We start from the raw sequence: 19,480 nt of genomic DNA on the forward strand, positions 1-19,480 counted from the left end.
CCAAAAAGTTTTTACGAGGGTTTTCCTGTTCCCGAACTGTTCTCCAGCTTGAGAATGGCTGCCCGACCGAGCCGCCTGCGATTCACGCGGTTGGCGTATTTCTCGACGACCTGGAACGTTTGGCCGGTGATGGCCGACACTTCGGCGACCGTGCAGCCTGCTTCCAGAAGCGCGATCACGGCATTCTTGCGCAGGCCATGCGGGATGCACTCTTTGCCGAGTTTCTTGGTGAAGGCTTTGATCTGAGCGCGGATCACCCGGTCCTCCATCGGCTTCCCGATCTCGTCACACAGAATCGTCATGCCGCGCTTGGGCGTGCGCGCCAGTTCGGCGGCGAGCGCGCTGTGCAGTGGCGGGCAGACGTCCTTGCTGGTCTTCTTCTGCAGGACGAAGATCTCGCCGTCTGCAATGTCCGACCAGCGCATCTTGACCACGTCGCTGATACGCTGCCCGGTGTAGTAGAGCAGGCTGATAGCGAGGCGCAGTTGGTCGTCCTTCGCGGACAGGCCGGCCTGCAGGATGGGTTCCGGCCACGGCTCATGCTCGCCCGTCTTGAGCTTCGCCATGTCCTTTGTCGGTTCCAGCTTCGTCTTGCCTGCCTTGCGCGCGTGCTTGTAGAGGATGCTGATCATCGAGAGGAACGAGTTGTAGGCTCCTACCCCGTTGATCTTCTCGTCCAGCACGAATTGCACATCGTCGGGCTGGAGATCGTTGACGGGGAAGTCCCCGAGGAAGGTGACGACCTTCTTGTTGATCTTCCGGTATAGCGTCTTGCTACCCTCAGCCAGGTCGATGCGTCTCTCCATCGCCGTCTCATAGTCGGCGACAAGCTGGGCCACCGTGTAGGCCGTGCCACCGCGCCGCTTGCGGGCGCGGCACATCCCGGCGTAGCTCTCATAGAAGCCGGTGTCGCTGGGGTGCGGGAGGCGCGCATAGATCGTCCGGCCGTCCTTCTTGGCGCCCGTGTTGAAGTAGGCGTAGACCTTCCCCTTCGACTTCACGTATTTGACGTGTTCGAGCTTAGGCAGCCTGGGCATTGTCGCCTCTCAATCTGCGGCGATATTCCGGCATGACGTCGCCTGTCAGCCGTTCGAATGCCGCATCGAGGGCACTCTTACGCCAGTGCTCGCGCCCGCCGAACATGATTCCGGCTGGCAAGCGACCGGCGATGATCTCGCGCTCGAACGCGGCCTCGGTCATGTCGCAGTATTCTGCGGCCGTCTTGCGCTTCATCATAGCGGGCCAGCGGGTCATTCGGCCTTCTCCTGCGCGATGGCTTCAAGCGTCCGTGCTGCCTGCTGGGCGGAACGCAGCGCATTCGACAGCGCGCTCTCGACCTTCTCGACACGCGCGTCAGCCCGGCATTCGGCCTGCAATTCAGCGATGCGGCGGCGGATGCCATAGACGCTCTCGGGCTCTTCCAAGCCGAGCCACTCCATAAGGTCGCGCTTGGCCTGCTCGTACTCGCCAGCGTCGCGCATGGCTTGGTCGATGAGCGACTTCCTCCTCGCCGATGTCTCGATATCGATGCGCTGCCACATGGCCCGCCGCTGGTCCTCGTAGTTAGTTACCTCGGTCTGCGCGGCAGTGAGGTCGCGAGCAGCCTTCGCCACGGCGGATCCGAACTTCTTCCGAACGGCTTCGTGCTCGGTCCACAACTTGATCTCACGCGGCTGCGGTATTGTCCGCTGCACAGAGCGAGACACGCCATCGATCAGGAGCTTCATGCAGGCGTCCATCGGGAGCGTGACCGGCTGGCGCGTTGCCTTCCGGATGTGCCGCCAGACCTTATCCTTCCGCACGATCAACCCGCATCCGGTTGGAAGCTCGGCTGGGGTGCAGAGTCCTTCGGGGACCGCAAAGATGACCGCACCCGCGAATTGCAGATACTTCTGCCACTTGCCCGATGTCGTATCGGAACGCAGGTCAGACCGGCTGATCTTGCACTCGTAGGCAGTCGGAAGTGGCCGGCTGTAGGACCGTTCGAGCGTGTACACGTCCGGCCGCGCCGATCCGCTCGGCCCGAGTTGCATGTCGGTCCAGACCATGCGCTTGTCCGAAAGCAAATGCTGCGCCAGATCGGCAGCGAGGTCGTCGTGCTTCCAACCGTGGTCGCTCATGCCGAAAACTCCGCAAGATAGGGAAGGCAAGCCGCACTTCGTGGCGTGACCTGCGCAGCCATTGCTTCAGTGGCTGCAGTCGGCAGGTCGAGGTATTCGCACAGGACTTTCGCCGCGCCGGCTGGATCCTTGAGAATGTCCTCGAACGTCAGGGCGATTCCCACGCCGCTGCCGACAGCTTTGTCGAGCGCGCGGACCGCCGCAGTCGTGTCGCGACAGATGCTCTTCTTCATCGCACGAACTGACCGCCGGTCGATTGTCACCGTGCTGAACATGAAGCCGACGAGCTTGAGCATAGACTTGGCCTGCTCGTTAGGATTGCGGGCAAGCCAGATCAGCTTTGCGCCTGAGAGGTCGGGAAGGTTGAAGCGGTGCGCATCGAGCAGCTTCACGGCCCTGCCTTGCACTGTATCACCCCATGCTTTCGGATCGCGCTCGCACAGTTCGGTGTTACCCATGTCTTCCCAGTCGGGAGCTTCGCCAATCGTGGGCATGCCGGCCGCGTCCAGCATTCGCATCAGCATAGTGGTTCCGCAGCGCCCCAAGCCGGCGACGATGATTGTGGGGGTGGTCATTGGCGCACCATCTCATCAGGGTTGAGGTCGAAGCGGACGCACAGCTCTTGCGCGACGGTGCAGCCCACGCCGAACGTGTCCATCACTGCGACCCAGCGCGGCTGGTACCCGCGTGACCTGCGCGGCTTGGCGATCTTCACCGCGTGGCGCAGGAGGGCTTCGTCGGTGGGGTGGGTCATGCCGCCTTCTCCGCATCGATGTTGCCGTGATGCACGTCGAAGCTGACGGCGACGATCCACGGGTTGTCTTCCCATCGCTCACCTTCTGCGGTGTGGAGGCTGTTCCAGAGTGCTTCGAACGCAGGCACGGCGTTGACAGACCAGCCCTTTTCCCACTCAAAGACTTCTCGTGATCGGAGCGCCCCATCACAACCCTGCAAAGGTGGCATGGACTTGAGAACCGGCGTCAATCCCTCAGCCCGCGCATCATCCTCGCTGATCTCCTGCAAGCGTTGCACGCGAACATCGGTGACTGTGAGGAACATGCGCGAGGCCCAGCGGGGCATGTGGATACATGGGCGCCAGGGGTAACCTCTGTCTTCAGGCGATAGATCTGCAAGCGGATCAGTCGCTGCGAATCTCACGTCAGCCGGACGTTGCTTCGTAGGAAGATAATCGCCGAAGCTCAGGAGCTGGAAGTTCTCTCGCACATAGAGCTGGTCGCCGGGGGCGTAGGGTAAGTGGGCCATCCAACCGGTTCTGGTCGCTGGTGATTGATAGTCAAAAGCATCCGATTCCCAGAACCAGCCTGTTCCGCCCAGATGCCTCCAACGATCCGCACCCTGTAGTGCGCGCGTCAATTCCGCCTTCTTGAGCGTGAAGGCGCGGCTTTCCGGGGTGGCGAACACTCGGGCGTTGGTCAGCAACCGCCGAGTCTGCGTCTTCCGTCCGTCCAGGAGAGCGCGGATCATGGGCGCGCTGAAGATGATTCCCTTGTCGCTCATCAGAACGGAATCTCGTCAGAAGAGAATTCCTCAATCTCGACTGGCTTGCGCACGCGTGCGACAAGCTTGGCTTCCATTACGAAGAATTCCTGCGGTGAGTTCTCGATGGCCAGGCGCGACGCCTCGGCTTGGGCTTTGTACAATTCATCATGCCGTTGCTTCGGTGGCCGGAGTCCATCCGGGTTCCAGACGATGAAGAACGATGGCTTCTTGTCGGTCATGCGAACATATCCATTTGATTGCCGTGCTCGGCTGGCAGTGCAGCCACCTCGGCGGTTGTGATCTGGGAGAGGTCGAGGCCAAGCCGCACCGCGATATCTCGGACATGGTTTTCGTCATCCTCGATCGAGAGAGATTGCATTCCGGCCTCGCGCGCCGCTGCGGCCGTCGTTCCGGTACCGGCGAACGGATCGAGGACCAGCCCGCCCGGCGGCGTGACCAGCTCGACCAGCCAGCGCATGAGAGAGATCGGTTTGACCGTCGGGTGCGTGCGCATGTCATCGTGGCCGCACGCGGGCTTTCCGATCGTGTGCGCACCGCATTCCCGGCATTCGAAGATGCGCTCGCCCTGGGTGGCTTTGGACGAGTAGAAGAACCGCGCGGCGGTACCGGTGTCGCCTTGGAAGGTGGCACCATCGTCGCCGTTGCCCTTGAAGGCTCCAAAGACATTTCGGCATTTGTCGCCGCCACGCATGCCGACGGGAGCCAGTGCACCACGCTCACCGTAGGCCGCGAATGCTTCGAGCACTTCCTCGCTCCCGTCATGCAGGACGTTCGCAGGCCAGCGGCCGGGCTTCATCTCACCGGTGAATTCCGCTTCCTGCTTCCATGCGCCGCTCTTGTTGACGTCGGCACCCGGAGCAAAGCGCTTCACGGTATAGCTTCCTCCCTGCGCGTCCTCGGCATGGATCCGGCACGCATCGATGTTGATGGCACCAACACCCCAGCGCGCGACGTTCGCGGCGACACTGCTCTCGCTGATCGGCTTCTGCGCAAACACGATCGGCTCGACGGCCGGTTTCAGCGCGGTACCCCAGCCATCATGCTCGCCTTCGAGGTTGTGCGACTTCGGGAACCCGGTGCCGTAGAGCCAAGACAGCATGTCGCGGATCTCGAAGCCGGCATCCTCGATCGCGCAGGCCATGCGGTGATAGCCCTTGGTCGCGGCGAACCCGACGAGATAGGCGCCCGGCTTCATCACGTCATAGACGCGGCGCCAGGTATCGACACGAAAGGCGACATCGCCGCCGTCCCACTGCTGGCCCATGAAGCCCTGCGAGGATCGAGCATAGACGCCAGTTGTGCCCGACTGGATCGGAGCGCTGTCCGGCTGGCCGAGGCGGGCAACGATGCTGGCAAGGTGATAGGGCGCATCCGTGCAGACGGAATCGACCAGCACGCAGTCCCGCGCCATCTCGCGCAGCACGACAGTGCAATCGCCGTGGATGACACGAGCGGTCATGCTGCCTGCTCCCGCACGGATGGCCTGTAGCGAGCGCGCCGCAGCGCTATCCGGTTTGCGCCAGTGTTGGGGATTACCGGGCCTGCATCGCCATCGATCTCCCGCGGGTTCGGGGCAATGCCCATGCGCTCGACGATCTCGCAGGCAACTGGAAAGCGTTCCAGCGCCCGCTGCGAAGGCCAGCGGTGCTTGTGGTAATAGGTCGGGTTCGCGTCGATCCGGTCCTTGCTGTACCTACCAGCCCAAGAGAGCGGATAGGCATAACCGGCATCATCAGGACGCCATACGGTGATGTAGGGCTTGTGCCGCCATTCCTGACGCACATCGACGATATAATACTCGCTCATGCCGCCCGCTCCCGCGGCTGGTCGCGCCAGTAGTCGATCCACTCGCGAAAGCTACCGGCGAACCAGTCAGCATCGAGGTACGCCCTATAGCGGCGCTGGCTTCGGGTGAGCTTGGGCGGTGCCGGGCTGTTCATGGCCATCCACAGCTTGCCCTCGGGTGTCACGGCGAACACGTCATCGCCACCATACAACTCGTATTTGGCGCGGCGGATCACCATCAGCCCGCGCTCAACGGCTTCCATGCAGATCGGGTGATCAATGGAGCCCTCGCCGGTGACGAAGTGGTTGCGGTACTGCTCGCCGCGCCCGAACTGGTCGACGCCCAGGCTGTGCTGCAGGATGTGGAGGATCTTGTCGCTCATGCTGCTGCTCCGAATAGGTCCATCTGGTCAGGCTCCCCACAGTCCGTGCAAAGCTCCGAGAGAAAGGAAGCCATACGCAGCCACCACAGGGTCAACGCCATTTCCTGTCGCTCGAAGCCGCTCAACCCGGTGGGCCAGCGCATCAACGCCTCGACGAAGATGGGATTGAGCTTCCTCTTCACTGAGGGCTGGTTGGAGTTCGGGGAATCGGTCGAGGACATCGATCCACCGGCTATCGGTTGGTCCGGGTATGACGGCGGGCGGAAGAACTGCTCGGCCTGATACGAGAGAATGTCCTCCCTTGACTTGCCGTCCGCCCGTGTGATGCTGCCCTCGCTGCTGCCCTTGTGGTTCTGCGCTGCCGGGCCGGCCCAGTTCATCGCTTGAGCTTGGCCCTCCAACGTCAGCCGTTCCTTGTCCGGGTCGCCTTGATCCCGGGTATATCCGCCCCGCGCCACCCGCGGCGCTTTCCATTCCGCCGCTGCCGTCCGCAGGTCCATGCCCCCGTCGCCATGCTCGCCCGCCCCGTTCGTGTCGGAGGTCCGCGCGCTCGGCCATGATGAACAGTCGCTCGCGCCGCATGGTGTTGCCGGTTTCGGCCGAGCTGAATATTCCTGCCGCAACGCGGTAGCCCAGCCCTTCCAATGCTGGGACGATGGCTTCGAGCTGTCCGTCCGCGTTCCCCGGGACGTTCTCACGCACGATAATCTCAGGCCTGCACTCTTCGGCAACACGGCAGACTTCGGGAGCGAGAAACCGTTCGCCGTCCGATCCTGCCCGCTTTCCGGCGACAGAGTTGTCCTGGCAGGGATCTCCCGAAGCGAGGATATGAACGAGGCCACGCCATGCTCGAGCATCGAAGGTGAGCATGTCAGACCAGACAGGAGCCTGATGAAGCCACCCCGCTTCCATCGACGCGACCAGACTTGCCGCTGCTGCGGCTTCCCTCTCCACGTAACAAATGCCGCGGCCCTGCATTCCCATGGCGTCAAGACCGAGCAGGATTCCGAGTTCCAATCCGCCCACGCCCGCACACAAGCTGAGGATGTTACGCATCGCGCTTCCTCTGATTGTCGTACGTTCGGTGGCAGGGGACACACATCCGCCGATAGTCGTTCACATCGTGATAGTTGCCCGTCAGGTTTGCCCACTCGTATCGGCTCGCAGTCTTCGTCCCGCATTGCTCGCAGTTGCTCGGTTTTCCCCTGAGCGTAGCCACACGAAGATGGAGCGCTTGGTATTGAGCCTGATCGCCCTTCCATGCGGTATTCGCTGGACCGATCTGATTCCTCTTCGCCTGTGCCCTGCGTGGAATTCCGTGATTGATCATTACCCGCTGGACGACTTTGAAGCCGATCCCCATCTCGGCGGAGACCTCCTTCTGCGAGAGCCCCGACAGGTAGAGGGTCCTCACTCGATCCACTATCGCTTGCGGATATTGCTTTAGCCCCTTCGGAAGGCTGTTCGCCGCGTATCGACCGCGACCGATTCCAGTTGCTTTCGTCATTGGGCTTCTCCTGCACACAGGGAGAGGATATTCCGGGTACGTAGAGCCACACGTCAGGCCTCCGAACCGGCTGGGAGAGATTCACCCCGCGCCTTGGCGAGGGCGGCTTCGACACGATCAGAGAAGGTGTTCGTGAGCCCCACGCTCTCCCACGCAATGCGGCGGTCAGCTTCGGCGAGGAGGTCGAGCAATTCAGGCGCGGCGGCGATTAGGCGCGCGTTTGGGCCATCCATTTCATGCATAAACGGCACCGGCTTGCTCAGCCCACCGTTCGCCGTGGCAATCATGTCTGGATTGGACATCGTGTAAAGATCGGCAATGGTGTTGCCAAACTCGCTGATGACATAGAAGCCATGATGCTCGGTTGCTTCGACAACATCCCAAGGCCCCGGAGTGTGCCCGCTCATGCCATCACCCCGCGCGGCTGGCCTTCCTCGGTGACCGGGGACAGGTCGCCATACTCACCGCAGCCGCGGCCCGGCTGGCCCGGATCATCCTCGTTGACGAAATCGAGATAGTGCACCCAGCCATGGCCGCAGGCGAAGCCCCACTCGCGGACCTTCGGGCCCGTGATGAACAGCGAGATCGCGCGTTCGCCCGGGATGACCTCAAGGCGGTGCAGCGCCATCGCACTGCGCTCGACGAAGTCACCGGCATTGCGGACGGTCGCGCCCTGGGGCGTGTGCTCGATGTAGCGGCCCGAGATCAGGTAGCTGGTGTTCGCCCACGGATGATCGTGCAACGCGCGGTCGTCGTCGCTCTTGCGGATCTCGTGCAGGTAGACGTTCATCTGCTCGTTGCGCGGGACAACGAACCAGCGGCGCAGATAGTCGTCGCCGATCACGAAGTCGGGCTCGCGCTGCATGATGCTTTCAGCCCATGCCTGCATTTCGGGGAGAGTGGCGTAGGTAAGCATCAGTAAGGAAGCTCTTTCTCGGGCACGTGCATCCGGCCATCAGCCTGGGCGGCATCGGCGGCATCGCGATCTGCGATCACTTCACGCGACTTGCGCAGCACGAGCTGGACCACGTCGGCCGCCCTCTCGGACTGCGGCGCTGTTGCCAGGCCAGTGGCACCGGGCCAGACGCGCAGGAGATACGCGGCAACAACCTCGGCCTCGTCGTAAGTGAGGTGGAGCATGTTCGGTTCGGTCGTCACGCGGCTGCGCCTCCGGTTGCCCGCGACGGCACCGGCGCCGCGGGTGGTATTCGCAAATCGGCAAGCGGGGGGATGGGAGCCGATCGGTGCTGCGGTTGGGAGAGGTTGGCCGGGGACGGTCATTCGCCGCCCTCCGGCCTGCGACCCGGCAGGCTGCCAGGATGAAAGAGAAGCGCTGCGCAGCACGCCGCTGCGATCGAGCCGAAGACGACGACCACGCCGAACACGGCCAGCCAGAGGCGGTCGGAGTTCACGAAGGCCTCGACGGCTGGATTGCGCAGGAGGAACTGCGTCCAGGCGTGCGCCGACAGCGTGCCGAGCGCGATCAGGACGATGGCGATGACGGTGCGCATCACAGGTCACCCCGCTTCGTCATCCGGTCGATCATGTAATCGAACAGGTCGATGAAGTTTTCGAAGGTGATGACCGGTCCGGTCGTAAGGTGCAGCCGGATCATGCCGCCGCCTGCCGTGCCGAGAGCGACATTTCCTCGATACCGAAGAGCAGGCGCTGCAATTCCTCGCGGCGATGCTCGATCAGGTCGACCTTGTCCGAGACGTGGAACGCCTCGTTGTTCTCGCCGTCATGGTAGACCAGTGCCTTCGAGTACGGGAACAGTCCCGCCTCGCCGATATCCTTAGTGTAGCCGTTGCAGCCACCGCTGGAGCCGCGCCTGTGCCACATATGCCAGCGGCGCGACCAGATGAGGTAGCAGTGCTGCTCCTCGGGCGTCTTGAGAAGCTTGCGCAGGAACTTGCCGTTGCGATTGCGGAGGCGCGGCATCTTCATGCCACACCGCCTTCGTGGAGCGGCTCGCCCCACTGCTCCAGCTGCCATTCAGCACGGCGCTGCGCGTATTCCATGAACGGCGACGCCGCGCCGCCCTCACCCTCAAGGGCAGTCAGGAAGTTGCGGATCAGGTTGACGGCGACCGCGCGCTCGACCTTGCGGGTGTCGATGGGGCGACCAGCTACCGGCTGAGCCACTGCGCGATCTGCGGTGAAATGGGATGCGCCAGGCATCGTTCCCTCCAATCAGGCTCCCCGCGGATCGGCGCTTTCGGCTCACCGCTGGGCTGTTGAGGGAATATCTAGTTGGACTTGTCCAACCTGTCAACGCACTATGTTGGCTGCATCCAACTTTCTTTCGCGCAGACACCGTGTCCGTAGGCGAATTCGAAAGAATTTTCCTACACGACCGGACTGGTATATTGAGAACGAATCGGGAACAGAATGGTGAGTCGAGTGGAACGGATCAAATTAGCCACGCCCGAGTGCGCCCACGGATGCGAGCCATGTGACCTGATTTGTGCGAGTCGCCGCCTTATGCTTCAGGCGTGGCAGCGGGAGGTCGAGCGCCTGCTGCTTGAGCAACCGCCCTTATCGCATCCGGGCTGGCATGAATGGCGGGGTTCCTTGAGAGAAGCTCAAGGCAAAGTCTCAGATGCTCGGAAACTGGTCGAAGTTTCGACTCCGGCAATGGCACGCCACCTGAACTGGCAAGTACCTCAGCGAGAACGACTTGTAGAACTTCTGCATTAGGCAGAGGATCTTGGATCTCGGATGGCGTCAACAGCTCTGACACCGGAACGTCGAGTGCGCCGGCCAATTTGTTGAGTGTCCCGAGGCTGACGTCTTTTGTCTTCTCGAGCAGATCCTTCACCAGGGTACGATTGGTACCCACCTGCAGAGACAGCGTCGTCGGCTTGATTCCCTTTCGCTCCATGACAGAGCGAAGCGCGACGCGAATGGTGGTCATGTCTACGGTGAACGGCATGCGTTCATGATTGGTCCAGTCCAACCTTTTTGCGAAGAGAGGACCGTTCCATCCTTGACCGTTGGATAGGTCCAACTTAGAATGCATGTCCATGACGGACCTACTCAACGACATAAAGGGCTTCTGTGCGCATCACGGTATGAGCCCCACGCGGTTTGGCGAGCTTGCCTTGAACGACAAGCCCTTCGTCAGCCAGCTCGAGGCCGGCAGGCGCACTTGGCCTGAGACCGAGGCAAAGATCCGCGAGTTCATGGCTTCGTACCGTGAGCGCGCCGCGTGATCCGCCGCACCGAGGACAGCAGCGACACAGCCGCCCTCCTGCTGCTCAAGTCGAGAGCTGCTCGTGGCATGCCCTGCCCCTGCAACGATGCCATTGCGGCAGCGATCGGCAGGCGCGGTCCGGCATCGGGCGCCAGTGCCCTGCGTCGACTGGAACGTAGCGGCGCCATCACCATTGAGCGCGCCCACGGCTGGCGCACCGTCACCATCACCGAATTCGGCCTGACGACACAGGGAGAGGACGCATGACGCTCGCGACCGTTGGAGTGTTCCTGCTCAAGTGGACTGCGATCGCCATGGCAGCCGCTACCGCCTATGCGGTGGTCTTCTACCGGTCGAGCCGCTGAGCCATGAAGTTCGCGGGCGCTGCCATCCTTGCCTGGCTCTTCATCGACCATATCGCGGCCCCAGCCGTCTCGCGCGCGCTCACCCGCATCTTCGGTAGGCACAACACCTCGTAAGCGCATTGCGGCTGGCACTGGCCGGTTTCTCGCATTCGTCTTCATGCAACCCTTTTACTTCGCAGGTGCAACAAGATCATGGCTGACTACGACAGGATTGTGCGGGACCGGCAACGGTCGATCCGGCGCCAGATGGACGAGCGGCGCATTGCCATCAAAGCGGTACAGCTGGACGGCGGCTGGACATCCCCCTCCACGGTGCTTTCCTACTTCCCGGCCGATGCCGACCGTGAACCGGCGACGATGTCCGTCGCATCGCTGTTCCGCCTGATTGAAACCGAGGCGCTGCCGCTCGAGCTGCTGTCTCTGCTCCTGCCCTCGGGTTTCGTGATCCAGCGTGTTCCGGAAGGCATCGACTTCGACGAGTACGAGAAGCACTGCCACGAGTTCCTGCGCATCAAGAGCGCGGCGCACCATCCCGCGAGTCCGGCTGGCCGAGAGGTAAGCGACTGCGAGAAGACCGGCCTGGGCGAGGCCGTGATCCCGCTGCGCGCCGCCGGGTGAACCATGGCGAGCGCGGCAGACATTCCCGGCCTGACACCAGCCGAGCCGGATCTTCCCCGGCTGGAGACGATCATCACCCTTTGCGAGCAACGCGTCGAGCGCGCCGCCGTGCGGCTGCAGCGTGCAACCGCCGAGCACGATGATGCGGCCACTGCACTGGAGAGCGCACGTGCCGCCCGGGATCACTGGATCGCGAACAACGACGATCCGCAGCTCATGATGCTTTGAAAGGACCTGACATGGCCGAAACGACCGACGATCGCCTGCGCCTTCTGATTGAGCGCATTGAACGCCTTGAAGACGAGAAGAAGGGGATCAGCGACGATGTCCGCGACGTCTACAACGAGGCGAAGGCCGTCGGGTATGACGTGAAGATCATGCGCAAGATCGTGGCGCTCCGGAAGATGAAGCCGGACGACCGCCGCGAGATGGACATGATCCTCGAAACCTACAAATCCGCGCTCGGTCTGGACTGAGCCGATGGACGCGGTGAAGCGCCATATTCAGGAGGATCGGCGCAGGCGATACCTGCCCCGACAGATCGAGGCGACGCGCCGCAAGCTCGCGCTCCTGGAGCGTGAAGCCGAACGATATGGCATGCACGAGCTGATCGAGGGGGCGGGTCAACAGTGATCACGCCCGGCTACCTGCTGCGATTGATGCGATATCACAAGTTGTCGCGATCGATCAAAATCGGCCCGGAAGATGCCGAGTGCCTCGCGTTCGTCAATGAACTGCGGGTTGCGGCAATCGAAGGCCGCTTGCGTGCCGTGTTCACCCATCCGGCAAACGAGCTTGCGGGCATGGTGCGCAAGGGGCCGAAGGGAAAGATCATCATACCCGCCCAGGTCGCGCTCGCGCGTGCGCTTGGGCTGATCACCGGCACTTCCGACTACCTGTTCCTGATGGCCGCCGGTTCGCTGGCGATAGAGTTCAAGTCGAAGACCGGTTCCATGACGGACGGTCAGAAGGACTTCCGCGATTGGTGCCTCGCCATAGGCGTCCCTCACCATATCGTGCGCAGCGCCGAGGCGGGCCTGCAGATCCTGAAGGATGCGGGGGCACTGGTATGAGCGGCTTCATCGTCATGGAGCGAGACGCACTTGATCATCCCCTCCTGAAGGATGGGGAGCGGTTTCGCGCGTTCTTCTGGCTGGTTGCCAAGGCATGCTGGAAGCCGACGCCCTATGACATCAGCGGCAAGGTCATCTCGCTTGAGCGCGGGCAGCTCTGCGCCAGCCGTGCGCAGCTTGCCGAGGCATGGGGCTGGTCCCCTTCGGCGGTGGAGCGGTTTTTGACCCGTCTCGAAACCGAACAAATGATCGGACGGGCAACCGGACAGGGCAAGACGATCATAACCATCTGCAATTACGCCAAATATCAGGACGTCGAAACCAAGGCCGGACAAGCAGCCGGACAGGAAACCGGACAGCGACCGGACAGCGACCGGACAACAAAAGAACAAGGGAACAAGGGAACAAGAGATATTCCGTCAGCTAAAGCTGACGGGCGCGACGACGCGCCGCCTCCTTTGGCCCTCGATTTTGCAGCGACGATTTTCCGGACCGGCCTGACGATCCTGATGGATGCCGGTCACAAGGAGCAGCCTGCCCGCTCGATCATCGGGCGCTGGAAGAAGAACTACCACGAGAGCGTGGTCATCGCCGTGCTGGCCCGGTGCCAGAAGCACACACCGGAAAACCCGGTGGAGTGGATCACGGCAGGCCTGAAGGCGGAGGCAGAGCGCGCCGCCGGTCGGGTTTCCTTCCACCAGGGCAGCGCGCCTGAGCGCCCATCAACGAAACAGATCGGCTTCGAGGTGGCGGAGCGCCGCCGCCAGCGCAGGCTTGATCAGGAACAACACCAGCAAAGGATCGCAATCGGTGAACGATGAACCGGAAATGGTCATGGGAGCCATGCTGTCAGCCAGTCTCGCCCTTGTGCGTCCGGTCGGCATGTCGCCCCAGGAGGCGGACGAATGGCTCGACGTTGCGCTCGAGACGCTCGCCCACCTTCCGCTACACATCTTCGAGGCGGGAATCCGTGCAGCGCGCATGAAGTGCACGCACCATGCCCAGATCGTGCCCGCGATCATCGAGGCGACGCGCGAGGACCTCGCCTGGTACAACCGGCCCAAGACGCCGCCGGTGCTGCGCCTCGTCGCCCCTGAGCGTCCGACCAGAACCGAGCCGCTGCCCGATCCGGAAACGCTGAGTGCGGAGTTGAAGCGCATCGGGCTCTCGCAAGGCTGGATCGTCGAGCGCGACGGCCGCCTGTTCTGGGAGGAGGACAGCGCGGCATGATCCGGGTGTCGAGCCACGCCATCAGCCGGTACATGGAGCGCGTGCGGCGCTGCACGGACGAGGAGGCTCGCGCGGCGCTTTCGACACCAGCCGTCCAGTGCGCCGCCGACTTCGGCTGCGAGTGCGTCCGCCTGCCGGGCGGCCAGCGGATCATCATCAGGAATTTCGTGGTCGTCACGGTGCAGCCGGCGACCAACTACCGGCGCCAGGTCAGGCGTCTTGGGCTCAGCCGCTACGGGCGCGGCAATCGTGAGGAAGGGGAATGAAAATGCGGTCCATCAATCCGCGCACCGGCACCGAGATGACGCCGAACGAGACGATCATCTACGATGAGCTGTGCCGGGCGGCTGAGGCCGGAGAGCCCTGCCCGCTCAATCTCGACCTGGAGATGATGATCGGCTGCAGCTCGTCGAGCGGCGCGCCGACGGTGGTCAAGCGGCTAGAGGAACGTGGCCTGATCAGGGTGATCCGGTTCCAGCGATTCAGGCGCGTGCAGATCTGCGCTACAGGCCAGTGGACCATGAAAGCGCCGAACCAGCAGACGACCAGCCGCCACGTGCCCCGCGGGTGCGGCGCCGGTTCGCGCGCTGGCGGCAAGGTGCAGGTGCGCAAGGGGGCAGTGTGAGTAAGCCGCTCACTCCGAAGCAGCAGCGGTTCGTCGAGGAGTACCTCGTCGACTTCAAGGGCGGGCCTGCCTACATCCGCGCTGGCTACACCGCGCGTGGCAACGCGGCCGAAGTCAACGCTTCGCGGCTGCTCAGGAATGCTCAGGTGCAGGAAGCTATCGCAGCGGGGCGCCAGGCGCTCTCCGAGCGAACCGAGATCACGCAGGACATGGTGCTCGAGCGCTGGTGGCAGATCGCCACGGCCGACGTGAACGAGCTCGTCCAGTTTCGTCGCACGAACTGCCGCTACTGCCACGGCAAGAAGCATGCCTGGCAGTGGATCGATACCGAGGAGTATGCGCAAGCGGTCCTCGCGGTAAAGCAGGCCATCAAGGATGGTGAGCCTCAGCAGTTGCCCAAGAAGGATGGCGGCTTCGGCTACGACAGCAAGGCCGATCCGCATCCGGAGTGCCCGAAATGCTTCGGCGAAGGGAAGGCCGAGGTCCATGCTATGGATACGCGGCACCTGAAGGGCGCGGCGCGCCTGCTCTACGCTGGCGCCAAGCTCACGCAGGCCGGTTTCGAGATCAAGACGATGGATCAGGCCAAGGCGCTGGAGAACATCGCGCGGCACCTGGGCATGTTCAAGGACAAGCTCGAGCTTGAGGTGACGGAAAACCTTGCCGACGTGCTCGCAGCTGCACGGGAGCGCGCCATTGCCAGCCGCGGCTAACCTTTCGAAGGCGGATTACAAGAAACAGATCGCTGAGGACATCGGCGCCTTCACGCACGATCCTCTCGGCCACGCGATGTATTCCTACCCATGGGGTCAGGAGGGCACGGAGCTGGCCGACAAGGACGGCCCGCGCGAATGGCAGCGCTGGGTCATGGGTGAGATCGGCGATCACCTGAGCAATCCCGAGACGCGCTTCGATCCCCTGCGCATTGCAGTCGCATCGGGCCACGGCATCGGCAAGTCGGCGCTGATCTCCATGCTCGCCAAGTGGGGCATGGATACCTGCGTCGATACGCGCATCGTCGTGACGGCCAATACCGAAGGCCAGCTTCTCACGAAGACCGGGCCGGAAATCGCCAAGTGGTTCCGCCTCGCGCTCAATAACGACTGGTTCAAGGTCAACGCGACATCGATCGTCTCGACCATGCCGGGCCACGACAAGGGCTGGCGCCTCGACCTCGCCACCTGGAGCGAGCACAACACGGAAGCATTCGCGGGCCTGCACAACGAGGGCAAGCGGATCATCCTGATCTTCGACGAGGCCTCGGGTATTCCGCCGGCGGTCTGGGAAGTTGCGCTCGGTGCGCTCACCGACGCGGACACCGAGATCATCTGGCTTGCCTTCGGTAACCCGACGCAGAACACGGGCGACTTCCGCGAGTGCTTCGGCAAGAACCGCAAGCTCTGGAAGACGCGCCAGATCGACAGCCGCACGGTCGAGGGCACTAACAAGAAGTACCTGCAGGAGATCGTCGACACCTACGGCGAGAACAGCGACATCGCCAAGGTGCGCGTGCGCGGCATGTTCCCGTCGGCATCCTCGATGCAGTTTATCGGGTCCGAGGTGGTCGATGCCGCCCAGTCCCGCGAGATCGCGCCCGGCAATTCTGGTGAGCCGGTGATCTTCGGTGTCGACTGCGCCCGCTTTGGTGACGACCATTCGACGTTGGCCATCCGCTGCGGCCGGGATGCGCGTTCACGGCCGTGGAAGAGATGGCATCAGCAGAACAGCATGCTTGTTGCCGGTGACATCGTGCTCGAGGCGCAGAAGTGGCATCCCGATGCGATCTTCGTCGACGCGGGCAATATTGGCGCGGCCATCATCGATCGCCTGCGCCAGCTTCTTCCCGACACGCCGGTCTTCGAGGTCTGGTTCGGCTCGACCAAGGTGCGCCAGGCCATGTTCAACGGCACGCCGACGAACGTCTACAACAAGCGCTCTGAGATCTGGACGAACATGCGCGACTGGCTGATCGGAGGTGCAATCCCCGACGACCAGCAGCTGAAGGATGACCTGACCGGACCGCTCTACGGTTTCGGCGGGGATGACACATCCATCATGCTCGAGCGCAAGAAGGACATGAAGAAGCGCGGCCTCGCCTCACCAGACGATGGCGACGCGCTCGCCGTCACATTCGCCGAGCCGGTCGCGCCGCGACATGTGCCTGGCTACGTCAATCCCGAGAACTACGGCAATGGAGGCTATGACCCCTATGGCGACCTTTGATCCCGCCTTCGAAATGTGGCTGCAGACGCTGCGCGCGCTGGGCTACGACCGACTGTGGATCACGAACAACATCGAAGTGCTCAGGAAGCGGTACCGAGACACCAAAGGTGCAGAGATGCCGCGGTGCCCGGATCCGACGCCGCAGCCCTACGACCCGTACAAGGGGCTTTGAGAGTGTCGATCCTGTCCATGTAAGATTGAAACGAAGACGGGACGGGCCGGAGCCCGCCCCAATCCCCTCAGGCAGGCCGGAGGCCAGTGATGTGGCTCCCGCGCTTGCCTGTGTTGACTTCGGAAATGCGACCCTGGTTAATGCCAAGCCTCGCCGCAATATCGTGCTGGAACCATCCTTCGCAGAGAAGTTTCCAGATCTCACGGATCACGTCGTCTGTCAGTTTCGCCCGTTTTGGGCGCTTCGGTCGTTCGGACTTCATGGTGTTACCTTCCATGTTTTCGACCGGCTTGACGGGAGCCCCGGACATGTGGAAAAGGATCCACAAGTGACGGGGAGTTACCCGCCTCTGGTTCCGGCCAAGGATATACCAGAGGTTGCCCCGATTAGCCCTCGGCGTTGGCGCGCCGAGGGTTTCACCTTTCTGGGGCTATCAAGGCCTTAAGGGATTCCGTGAATCGGAGTTGCTCGCAAGTAAAAAAGTCGCGCACCAGTGCAAGACTGGGGACAAAAGTTTCTTGCCTCCGATGCTTTCACGACTTGCTTTTGAGTTTTCGCGAGTCGTTTTGCGCGATTCAACGCCAGACTGATAGGCCGCATACCGCCTCCTGACATCAGGAGGCCCCATGCTCGCTCAATCAGAAAACTGCATCAAAGCCCAGGCAGATCCCGCCGCTCTTCGCGCCGATCAGCAGATGCTTCGCCAGTGGGCAATCGATCAAGCACTCCGGCATATCCATGCTCCAAGCGCCGAAGTTGCCATTGCGTATGCTGACAAGCTCGTTGACTTCGTCAACGGTAAACAAGCCGCAGCCTGATGTGCACCGGCACCCCTGACATCCCGTCCGTCCCGGAACGCCAGGCGATGAAGTTGCCTGACAACGGTGCGCCCGAGGGATCGACCGATAACAGCCGCCGGCGCCGCGCGATCATTGCCGGTCTGATGACGTCGCCCTCCGGAACGGTGGGCTCGCCCTCCGTCGGGACGCCGACGCTCGGCTGATGAGCGACCTGCGCGACCATTGCCAGACGCGCCTAGACGCGCTCAAGTGCCTGCGCTCGGATTACGAGGCGGAGTGGCGAGACATCTCGCGCTTCGCGCAGCCGGCCCGGTCGCGCTTCCTCGCCTCGGAGAGCAACAAGGGCACGCGCCGCCGCACGCGCAATAACCGGCTGCTCGATCCACACGGTATCGAGGCGTTCCGCACGCTCGCCAACGGTATGACGAGCGGTCTTACGCCATCGTCCAGCCCGTGGTTCACGCTACGTCTGGCCGACGAGGACCTGAACGAACTTCTCGGCGTGCGCGGGTGGCTCTCCGATTGCGAGAAGGCGATGTACGCTTTCCTCGCCCGCACCAACTTCTACGGCGCGGCCAAATCGGGCTATGCCGAGATGGGCCTGTTCGGCACCGAGGCCTGTGTCATGGCCGAGCACATGACCGCCGGTTCGGTGTGCCATTCCATGACGGCGGGCGAATACTGGATCGGCCTGTCCGACGCCCTCACCCCAGACACGCTTGTGCGCGAATGCACGATGTCGGCGCGCCAGCTGGTGCAAGCCTTCGGCGGCAAGGCGCCAGACCTGGTCAAGCAGGCCTATACCGGCAAGCGGAGCGACCAGTCGTTCACGTACTACAACCTGATCGAGCCCAATCGCGAGTACATTCCCGGCCGCTTCGGATCGAAGCCGTGGATCTCGGCCTACTGGCTGCCTGAGGACAGAGCAGGCCGGATGATGGACGTTCGCGGCTATAACGAGCAGCCGTTCTGGGCCCCGCGTTGGGGCACGATCGGCGGTGACACCTATGGCGTCTCGCCCGGCATGGAAGCCCTGCCTGCGCTGCGCGAGCTGCAGTTCCACGCCAAGCGGTTGAACGAAGCCGTCGACAAGCTGGTGAAGCCGGAGATGCTGGTCAAGCAGGGTGTTCGCGTAACCGGCGAGCCTGGCGCCACGCGGAGTGTGCCGAACCTCGATCAGTACGCGGCCATGCCAGCATACCAGATCCCTTACCAGGCGGTGCAGGCGATCGAGGGCAAGATCGAGAAGATCTACCAGCAGATCGACAGCGCGTCGTTTGCGGACCTGTTCAACGCGATCACGAACATGCGGGGCATCCAGCCACGCAACATCGAGGAAATCGCCAGCCGCAACGAGGAGAAGCTGACCCAGCTCGGGCCAGTCATCGACAGCGTGAACGGCGAGAAGCTGCACGTAGCGATCGACCGCACCTTCGGAATCATGATGCGGGGCGGGTTGCTGCCGCCTCCCCCTGCCGCGCTTGCTGAAGCTGGTGGCGCGCAGATCAATGTCGAGTTCGTCTCGATCCTTGCGCGCATGCAGCGTGCCGTTGGCGCCGGCCAGATCGAACGCGCCCTTGGCATGGCCGGGAACCTCGCCGCTGCCAAGCCGGAAGTCATGGACAACGTCAACACCGACGAGGCGCTGCGTGAATACTACGACCGGCTCGGTGTCCCGGGCCGCATCCTGCGGGACGAGACCGAGGTCGAGCAACTGCGGGCCAACCGCGCCAAGCAGGAACAGGCGGCCCAGGCTGCAGCCATGATGCCGGCCGTCAAGGACGGTGCCGACGCGGCCAAGCTCCTTTCAGAAACCGATGCAGGCGGCCGCAGCGCGCTCGCCGCCATGATGGGAGGCTGACC

Annotated in this window: 37 protein-coding genes and 1 pseudogene; 17 read left to right on the forward strand and 21 right to left on the reverse strand. The window is 62.8% G+C overall.

Annotation, left to right across the window (positions count from 1 at the left end; genetic code table 11):
* Window positions 1–11: 11 nt before the first annotated feature.
* From J3474_RS10445 to J3474_RS10535, 20 genes and pseudogenes are all read right to left on the reverse strand, one after another.
* On the reverse strand, window positions 12–1,037 hold the full coding sequence (locus J3474_RS10445) for a site-specific integrase (protein ID WP_207094113.1): 1,026 nt from the start codon (window positions 1,035–1,037) through the stop codon (window positions 12–14).
* A complete protein-coding gene (locus J3474_RS10450; protein WP_207094114.1) occupies window positions 1,021–1,254 on the reverse strand; it encodes a hypothetical protein in 234 nt (77 codons plus the stop codon). The genes J3474_RS10445 and J3474_RS10450 overlap by 17 nt, the downstream gene beginning before the upstream one ends.
* Window positions 1,251–2,120, reverse strand: a complete 870-nt coding sequence (locus tag J3474_RS10455) for an MmcB family DNA repair protein (protein ID WP_207094115.1) — start codon at window positions 2,118–2,120, stop codon at window positions 1,251–1,253. Before J3474_RS10455 ends, J3474_RS10450 begins: the two co-directional genes overlap by 4 nt.
* The gene (locus J3474_RS10460) at window positions 2,117–2,695 is read right to left on the reverse strand and encodes a sulfotransferase (protein WP_207094116.1); all 579 of its coding nucleotides are present in this window, start codon (window positions 2,693–2,695) and stop codon (window positions 2,117–2,119) included. The genes J3474_RS10455 and J3474_RS10460 overlap by 4 nt, the downstream gene beginning before the upstream one ends.
* The gene (locus J3474_RS10465; protein ID WP_207094117.1) at window positions 2,692–2,874 is read right to left on the reverse strand and encodes a hypothetical protein; all 183 of its coding nucleotides are present in this window, start codon (window positions 2,872–2,874) and stop codon (window positions 2,692–2,694) included. Before J3474_RS10465 ends, J3474_RS10460 begins: the two co-directional genes overlap by 4 nt.
* Window positions 2,871–3,638: a hypothetical protein gene (locus tag J3474_RS10470; protein WP_207094118.1), complete on the reverse strand. Its 768-nt coding sequence runs from the start codon at window positions 3,636–3,638 to the stop codon at window positions 2,871–2,873. Before J3474_RS10470 ends, J3474_RS10465 begins: the two co-directional genes overlap by 4 nt.
* Window positions 3,638–3,859, reverse strand: a complete 222-nt coding sequence (locus tag J3474_RS10475; protein ID WP_207094119.1) for a hypothetical protein — start codon at window positions 3,857–3,859, stop codon at window positions 3,638–3,640. The genes J3474_RS10470 and J3474_RS10475 overlap by 1 nt, the downstream gene beginning before the upstream one ends.
* Entirely contained in the window at window positions 3,856–5,100 is a 1,245-nt protein-coding gene (locus J3474_RS10480; protein WP_207094120.1) for a DNA methyltransferase, read from the reverse strand. The genes J3474_RS10475 and J3474_RS10480 overlap by 4 nt, the downstream gene beginning before the upstream one ends.
* Window positions 5,097–5,447 carry a hypothetical protein gene (locus J3474_RS10485; protein WP_207094121.1) on the reverse strand — a complete coding sequence of 117 codons (351 nt, stop codon included), beginning with the start codon at window positions 5,445–5,447 and terminating at the stop codon, window positions 5,097–5,099. The genes J3474_RS10480 and J3474_RS10485 overlap by 4 nt, the downstream gene beginning before the upstream one ends.
* Window positions 5,444–5,809, reverse strand: coding sequence for a hypothetical protein (locus J3474_RS10490; RefSeq protein WP_207094122.1), 366 nt, complete (start codon window positions 5,807–5,809; stop codon window positions 5,444–5,446). The genes J3474_RS10485 and J3474_RS10490 overlap by 4 nt, the downstream gene beginning before the upstream one ends.
* Window positions 5,806–6,309: a hypothetical protein gene (locus J3474_RS22710; RefSeq protein WP_242528338.1), complete on the reverse strand. Its 504-nt coding sequence runs from the start codon at window positions 6,307–6,309 to the stop codon at window positions 5,806–5,808. The genes J3474_RS10490 and J3474_RS22710 overlap by 4 nt, the downstream gene beginning before the upstream one ends.
* Window positions 6,310–6,355: 46 nt before the next feature.
* A pseudogene (locus J3474_RS23010) lies at window positions 6,356–6,865 on the reverse strand (DNA cytosine methyltransferase); the annotation flags it as partial.
* Complete coding sequence (locus J3474_RS10500; RefSeq protein ID WP_207094124.1) at window positions 6,858–7,316, reverse strand: hypothetical protein; 459 nt, start codon at window positions 7,314–7,316, stop codon at window positions 6,858–6,860. The pseudogene J3474_RS23010 and the gene J3474_RS10500, both read right to left, overlap by 8 nt.
* 53 nt (window positions 7,317–7,369) lie before the next feature.
* Entirely contained in the window at window positions 7,370–7,723 is a 354-nt protein-coding gene (locus tag J3474_RS10505) for a hypothetical protein (protein WP_207094125.1), read from the reverse strand.
* A complete protein-coding gene (locus J3474_RS10510; RefSeq protein WP_242528339.1) occupies window positions 7,720–8,232 on the reverse strand; it encodes a hypothetical protein in 513 nt (170 codons plus the stop codon). Before J3474_RS10510 ends, J3474_RS10505 begins: the two co-directional genes overlap by 4 nt.
* Window positions 8,232–8,474, reverse strand: a complete 243-nt coding sequence (locus J3474_RS10515; protein WP_207094126.1) for a hypothetical protein — start codon at window positions 8,472–8,474, stop codon at window positions 8,232–8,234. The genes J3474_RS10510 and J3474_RS10515 overlap by 1 nt, the downstream gene beginning before the upstream one ends.
* A gap of 119 nt (window positions 8,475–8,593) precedes the next feature.
* On the reverse strand, window positions 8,594–8,827 hold the full coding sequence (locus tag J3474_RS10520) for a hypothetical protein (RefSeq protein WP_242528340.1): 234 nt from the start codon (window positions 8,825–8,827) through the stop codon (window positions 8,594–8,596).
* A gap of 100 nt (window positions 8,828–8,927) precedes the next feature.
* Complete coding sequence (locus J3474_RS10525; RefSeq protein ID WP_207094128.1) at window positions 8,928–9,263, reverse strand: hypothetical protein; 336 nt, start codon at window positions 9,261–9,263, stop codon at window positions 8,928–8,930.
* Entirely contained in the window at window positions 9,260–9,496 is a 237-nt protein-coding gene (locus J3474_RS10530; RefSeq protein WP_207094129.1) for a hypothetical protein, read from the reverse strand. The genes J3474_RS10525 and J3474_RS10530 overlap by 4 nt, the downstream gene beginning before the upstream one ends.
* A gap of 301 nt (window positions 9,497–9,797) precedes the next feature.
* Window positions 9,798–10,274 (reverse strand): helix-turn-helix transcriptional regulator, encoded by a 477-nt coding sequence (locus J3474_RS10535; protein ID WP_207094130.1) that lies wholly within the window; start codon window positions 10,272–10,274, stop codon window positions 9,798–9,800.
* Window positions 10,275–10,341: 67 nt separating this feature from the next.
* Here J3474_RS10535 and J3474_RS10540 point away from each other — a divergent pair, with 67 nt between their 5' ends.
* The 14 genes from J3474_RS10540 to J3474_RS10605 all read left to right on the forward strand — a co-directional run bounded on the left by J3474_RS10540 (window position 10,342) and on the right by J3474_RS10605 (window position 16,817).
* Window positions 10,342–10,530, forward strand: a complete 189-nt coding sequence (locus J3474_RS10540) for a hypothetical protein (protein ID WP_242528341.1) — start codon at window positions 10,342–10,344, stop codon at window positions 10,528–10,530.
* Window positions 10,527–10,778: a hypothetical protein gene (locus J3474_RS10545; protein ID WP_207094132.1), complete on the forward strand. Its 252-nt coding sequence runs from the start codon at window positions 10,527–10,529 to the stop codon at window positions 10,776–10,778. Before J3474_RS10540 ends, J3474_RS10545 begins: the two co-directional genes overlap by 4 nt.
* 290 nt (window positions 10,779–11,068) lie before the next feature.
* Window positions 11,069–11,494 (forward strand): hypothetical protein, encoded by a 426-nt coding sequence (locus J3474_RS10550; RefSeq protein ID WP_007011661.1) that lies wholly within the window; start codon window positions 11,069–11,071, stop codon window positions 11,492–11,494.
* A gap of 3 nt (window positions 11,495–11,497) precedes the next feature.
* Window positions 11,498–11,722 (forward strand): hypothetical protein, encoded by a 225-nt coding sequence (locus J3474_RS10555; RefSeq protein ID WP_207094133.1) that lies wholly within the window; start codon window positions 11,498–11,500, stop codon window positions 11,720–11,722.
* An 11-nt stretch (window positions 11,723–11,733) separates the two neighbouring features.
* Complete coding sequence (locus J3474_RS10560) at window positions 11,734–11,970, forward strand: DUF2312 domain-containing protein (RefSeq protein ID WP_207094134.1); 237 nt, start codon at window positions 11,734–11,736, stop codon at window positions 11,968–11,970.
* A 4-nt stretch (window positions 11,971–11,974) separates the two neighbouring features.
* The gene (locus tag J3474_RS10565) at window positions 11,975–12,127 is read left to right on the forward strand and encodes a hypothetical protein (protein ID WP_207094135.1); all 153 of its coding nucleotides are present in this window, start codon (window positions 11,975–11,977) and stop codon (window positions 12,125–12,127) included.
* Between the two features lie 41 nt (window positions 12,128–12,168).
* Entirely contained in the window at window positions 12,169–12,567 is a 399-nt protein-coding gene (locus J3474_RS10570) for a hypothetical protein (protein ID WP_207094136.1), read from the forward strand.
* On the forward strand, window positions 12,564–13,388 hold the full coding sequence (locus tag J3474_RS10575) for a hypothetical protein (RefSeq protein WP_207094137.1): 825 nt from the start codon (window positions 12,564–12,566) through the stop codon (window positions 13,386–13,388). The genes J3474_RS10570 and J3474_RS10575 overlap by 4 nt, the downstream gene beginning before the upstream one ends.
* Entirely contained in the window at window positions 13,378–13,797 is a 420-nt protein-coding gene (locus tag J3474_RS10580; RefSeq protein ID WP_207094138.1) for a hypothetical protein, read from the forward strand. Before J3474_RS10575 ends, J3474_RS10580 begins: the two co-directional genes overlap by 11 nt.
* Window positions 13,794–14,063, forward strand: a complete 270-nt coding sequence (locus tag J3474_RS10585) for a hypothetical protein (RefSeq protein ID WP_207094139.1) — start codon at window positions 13,794–13,796, stop codon at window positions 14,061–14,063. Before J3474_RS10580 ends, J3474_RS10585 begins: the two co-directional genes overlap by 4 nt.
* Window positions 14,060–14,422, forward strand: coding sequence for a hypothetical protein (locus J3474_RS10590; RefSeq protein WP_207094140.1), 363 nt, complete (start codon window positions 14,060–14,062; stop codon window positions 14,420–14,422). The genes J3474_RS10585 and J3474_RS10590 overlap by 4 nt, the downstream gene beginning before the upstream one ends.
* Window positions 14,419–15,135 (forward strand): terminase small subunit, encoded by a 717-nt coding sequence (locus J3474_RS10595; RefSeq protein WP_207094141.1) that lies wholly within the window; start codon window positions 14,419–14,421, stop codon window positions 15,133–15,135. Before J3474_RS10590 ends, J3474_RS10595 begins: the two co-directional genes overlap by 4 nt.
* The gene (locus J3474_RS10600) at window positions 15,119–16,645 is read left to right on the forward strand and encodes a terminase (protein ID WP_207094142.1); all 1,527 of its coding nucleotides are present in this window, start codon (window positions 15,119–15,121) and stop codon (window positions 16,643–16,645) included. The genes J3474_RS10595 and J3474_RS10600 overlap by 17 nt, the downstream gene beginning before the upstream one ends.
* Window positions 16,632–16,817: a hypothetical protein gene (locus J3474_RS10605; protein WP_242528342.1), complete on the forward strand. Its 186-nt coding sequence runs from the start codon at window positions 16,632–16,634 to the stop codon at window positions 16,815–16,817. The genes J3474_RS10600 and J3474_RS10605 overlap by 14 nt, the downstream gene beginning before the upstream one ends.
* A gap of 67 nt (window positions 16,818–16,884) precedes the next feature.
* Here the strand turns inward: J3474_RS10605 and J3474_RS10610 are convergent, their stop codons facing one another.
* Window positions 16,885–17,127 (reverse strand): hypothetical protein, encoded by a 243-nt coding sequence (locus tag J3474_RS10610; RefSeq protein ID WP_207094144.1) that lies wholly within the window; start codon window positions 17,125–17,127, stop codon window positions 16,885–16,887.
* A 316-nt stretch (window positions 17,128–17,443) separates the two neighbouring features.
* Between J3474_RS10610 and J3474_RS10615 the strand changes: the two genes are divergently transcribed.
* The 3 genes from J3474_RS10615 to J3474_RS10625 are packed head-to-tail and all read left to right on the forward strand — an operon-like array spanning window position 17,444 to window position 19,478.
* The gene (locus J3474_RS10615; RefSeq protein WP_207094145.1) at window positions 17,444–17,635 is read left to right on the forward strand and encodes a hypothetical protein; all 192 of its coding nucleotides are present in this window, start codon (window positions 17,444–17,446) and stop codon (window positions 17,633–17,635) included.
* A 47-nt stretch (window positions 17,636–17,682) separates the two neighbouring features.
* Entirely contained in the window at window positions 17,683–17,820 is a 138-nt protein-coding gene (locus J3474_RS10620) for a hypothetical protein (RefSeq protein ID WP_007011675.1), read from the forward strand.
* A complete protein-coding gene (locus tag J3474_RS10625; protein ID WP_207094146.1) occupies window positions 17,820–19,478 on the forward strand; it encodes a portal protein in 1,659 nt (552 codons plus the stop codon). The genes J3474_RS10620 and J3474_RS10625 overlap by 1 nt, the downstream gene beginning before the upstream one ends.
* Window positions 19,479–19,480: the final 2 nt, after the last annotated feature.

The organism is Novosphingobium sp. PY1, assembly GCF_017312445.1.
In the GTDB taxonomy this organism is placed as follows: domain Bacteria; phylum Pseudomonadota; class Alphaproteobacteria; order Sphingomonadales; family Sphingomonadaceae; genus Novosphingobium.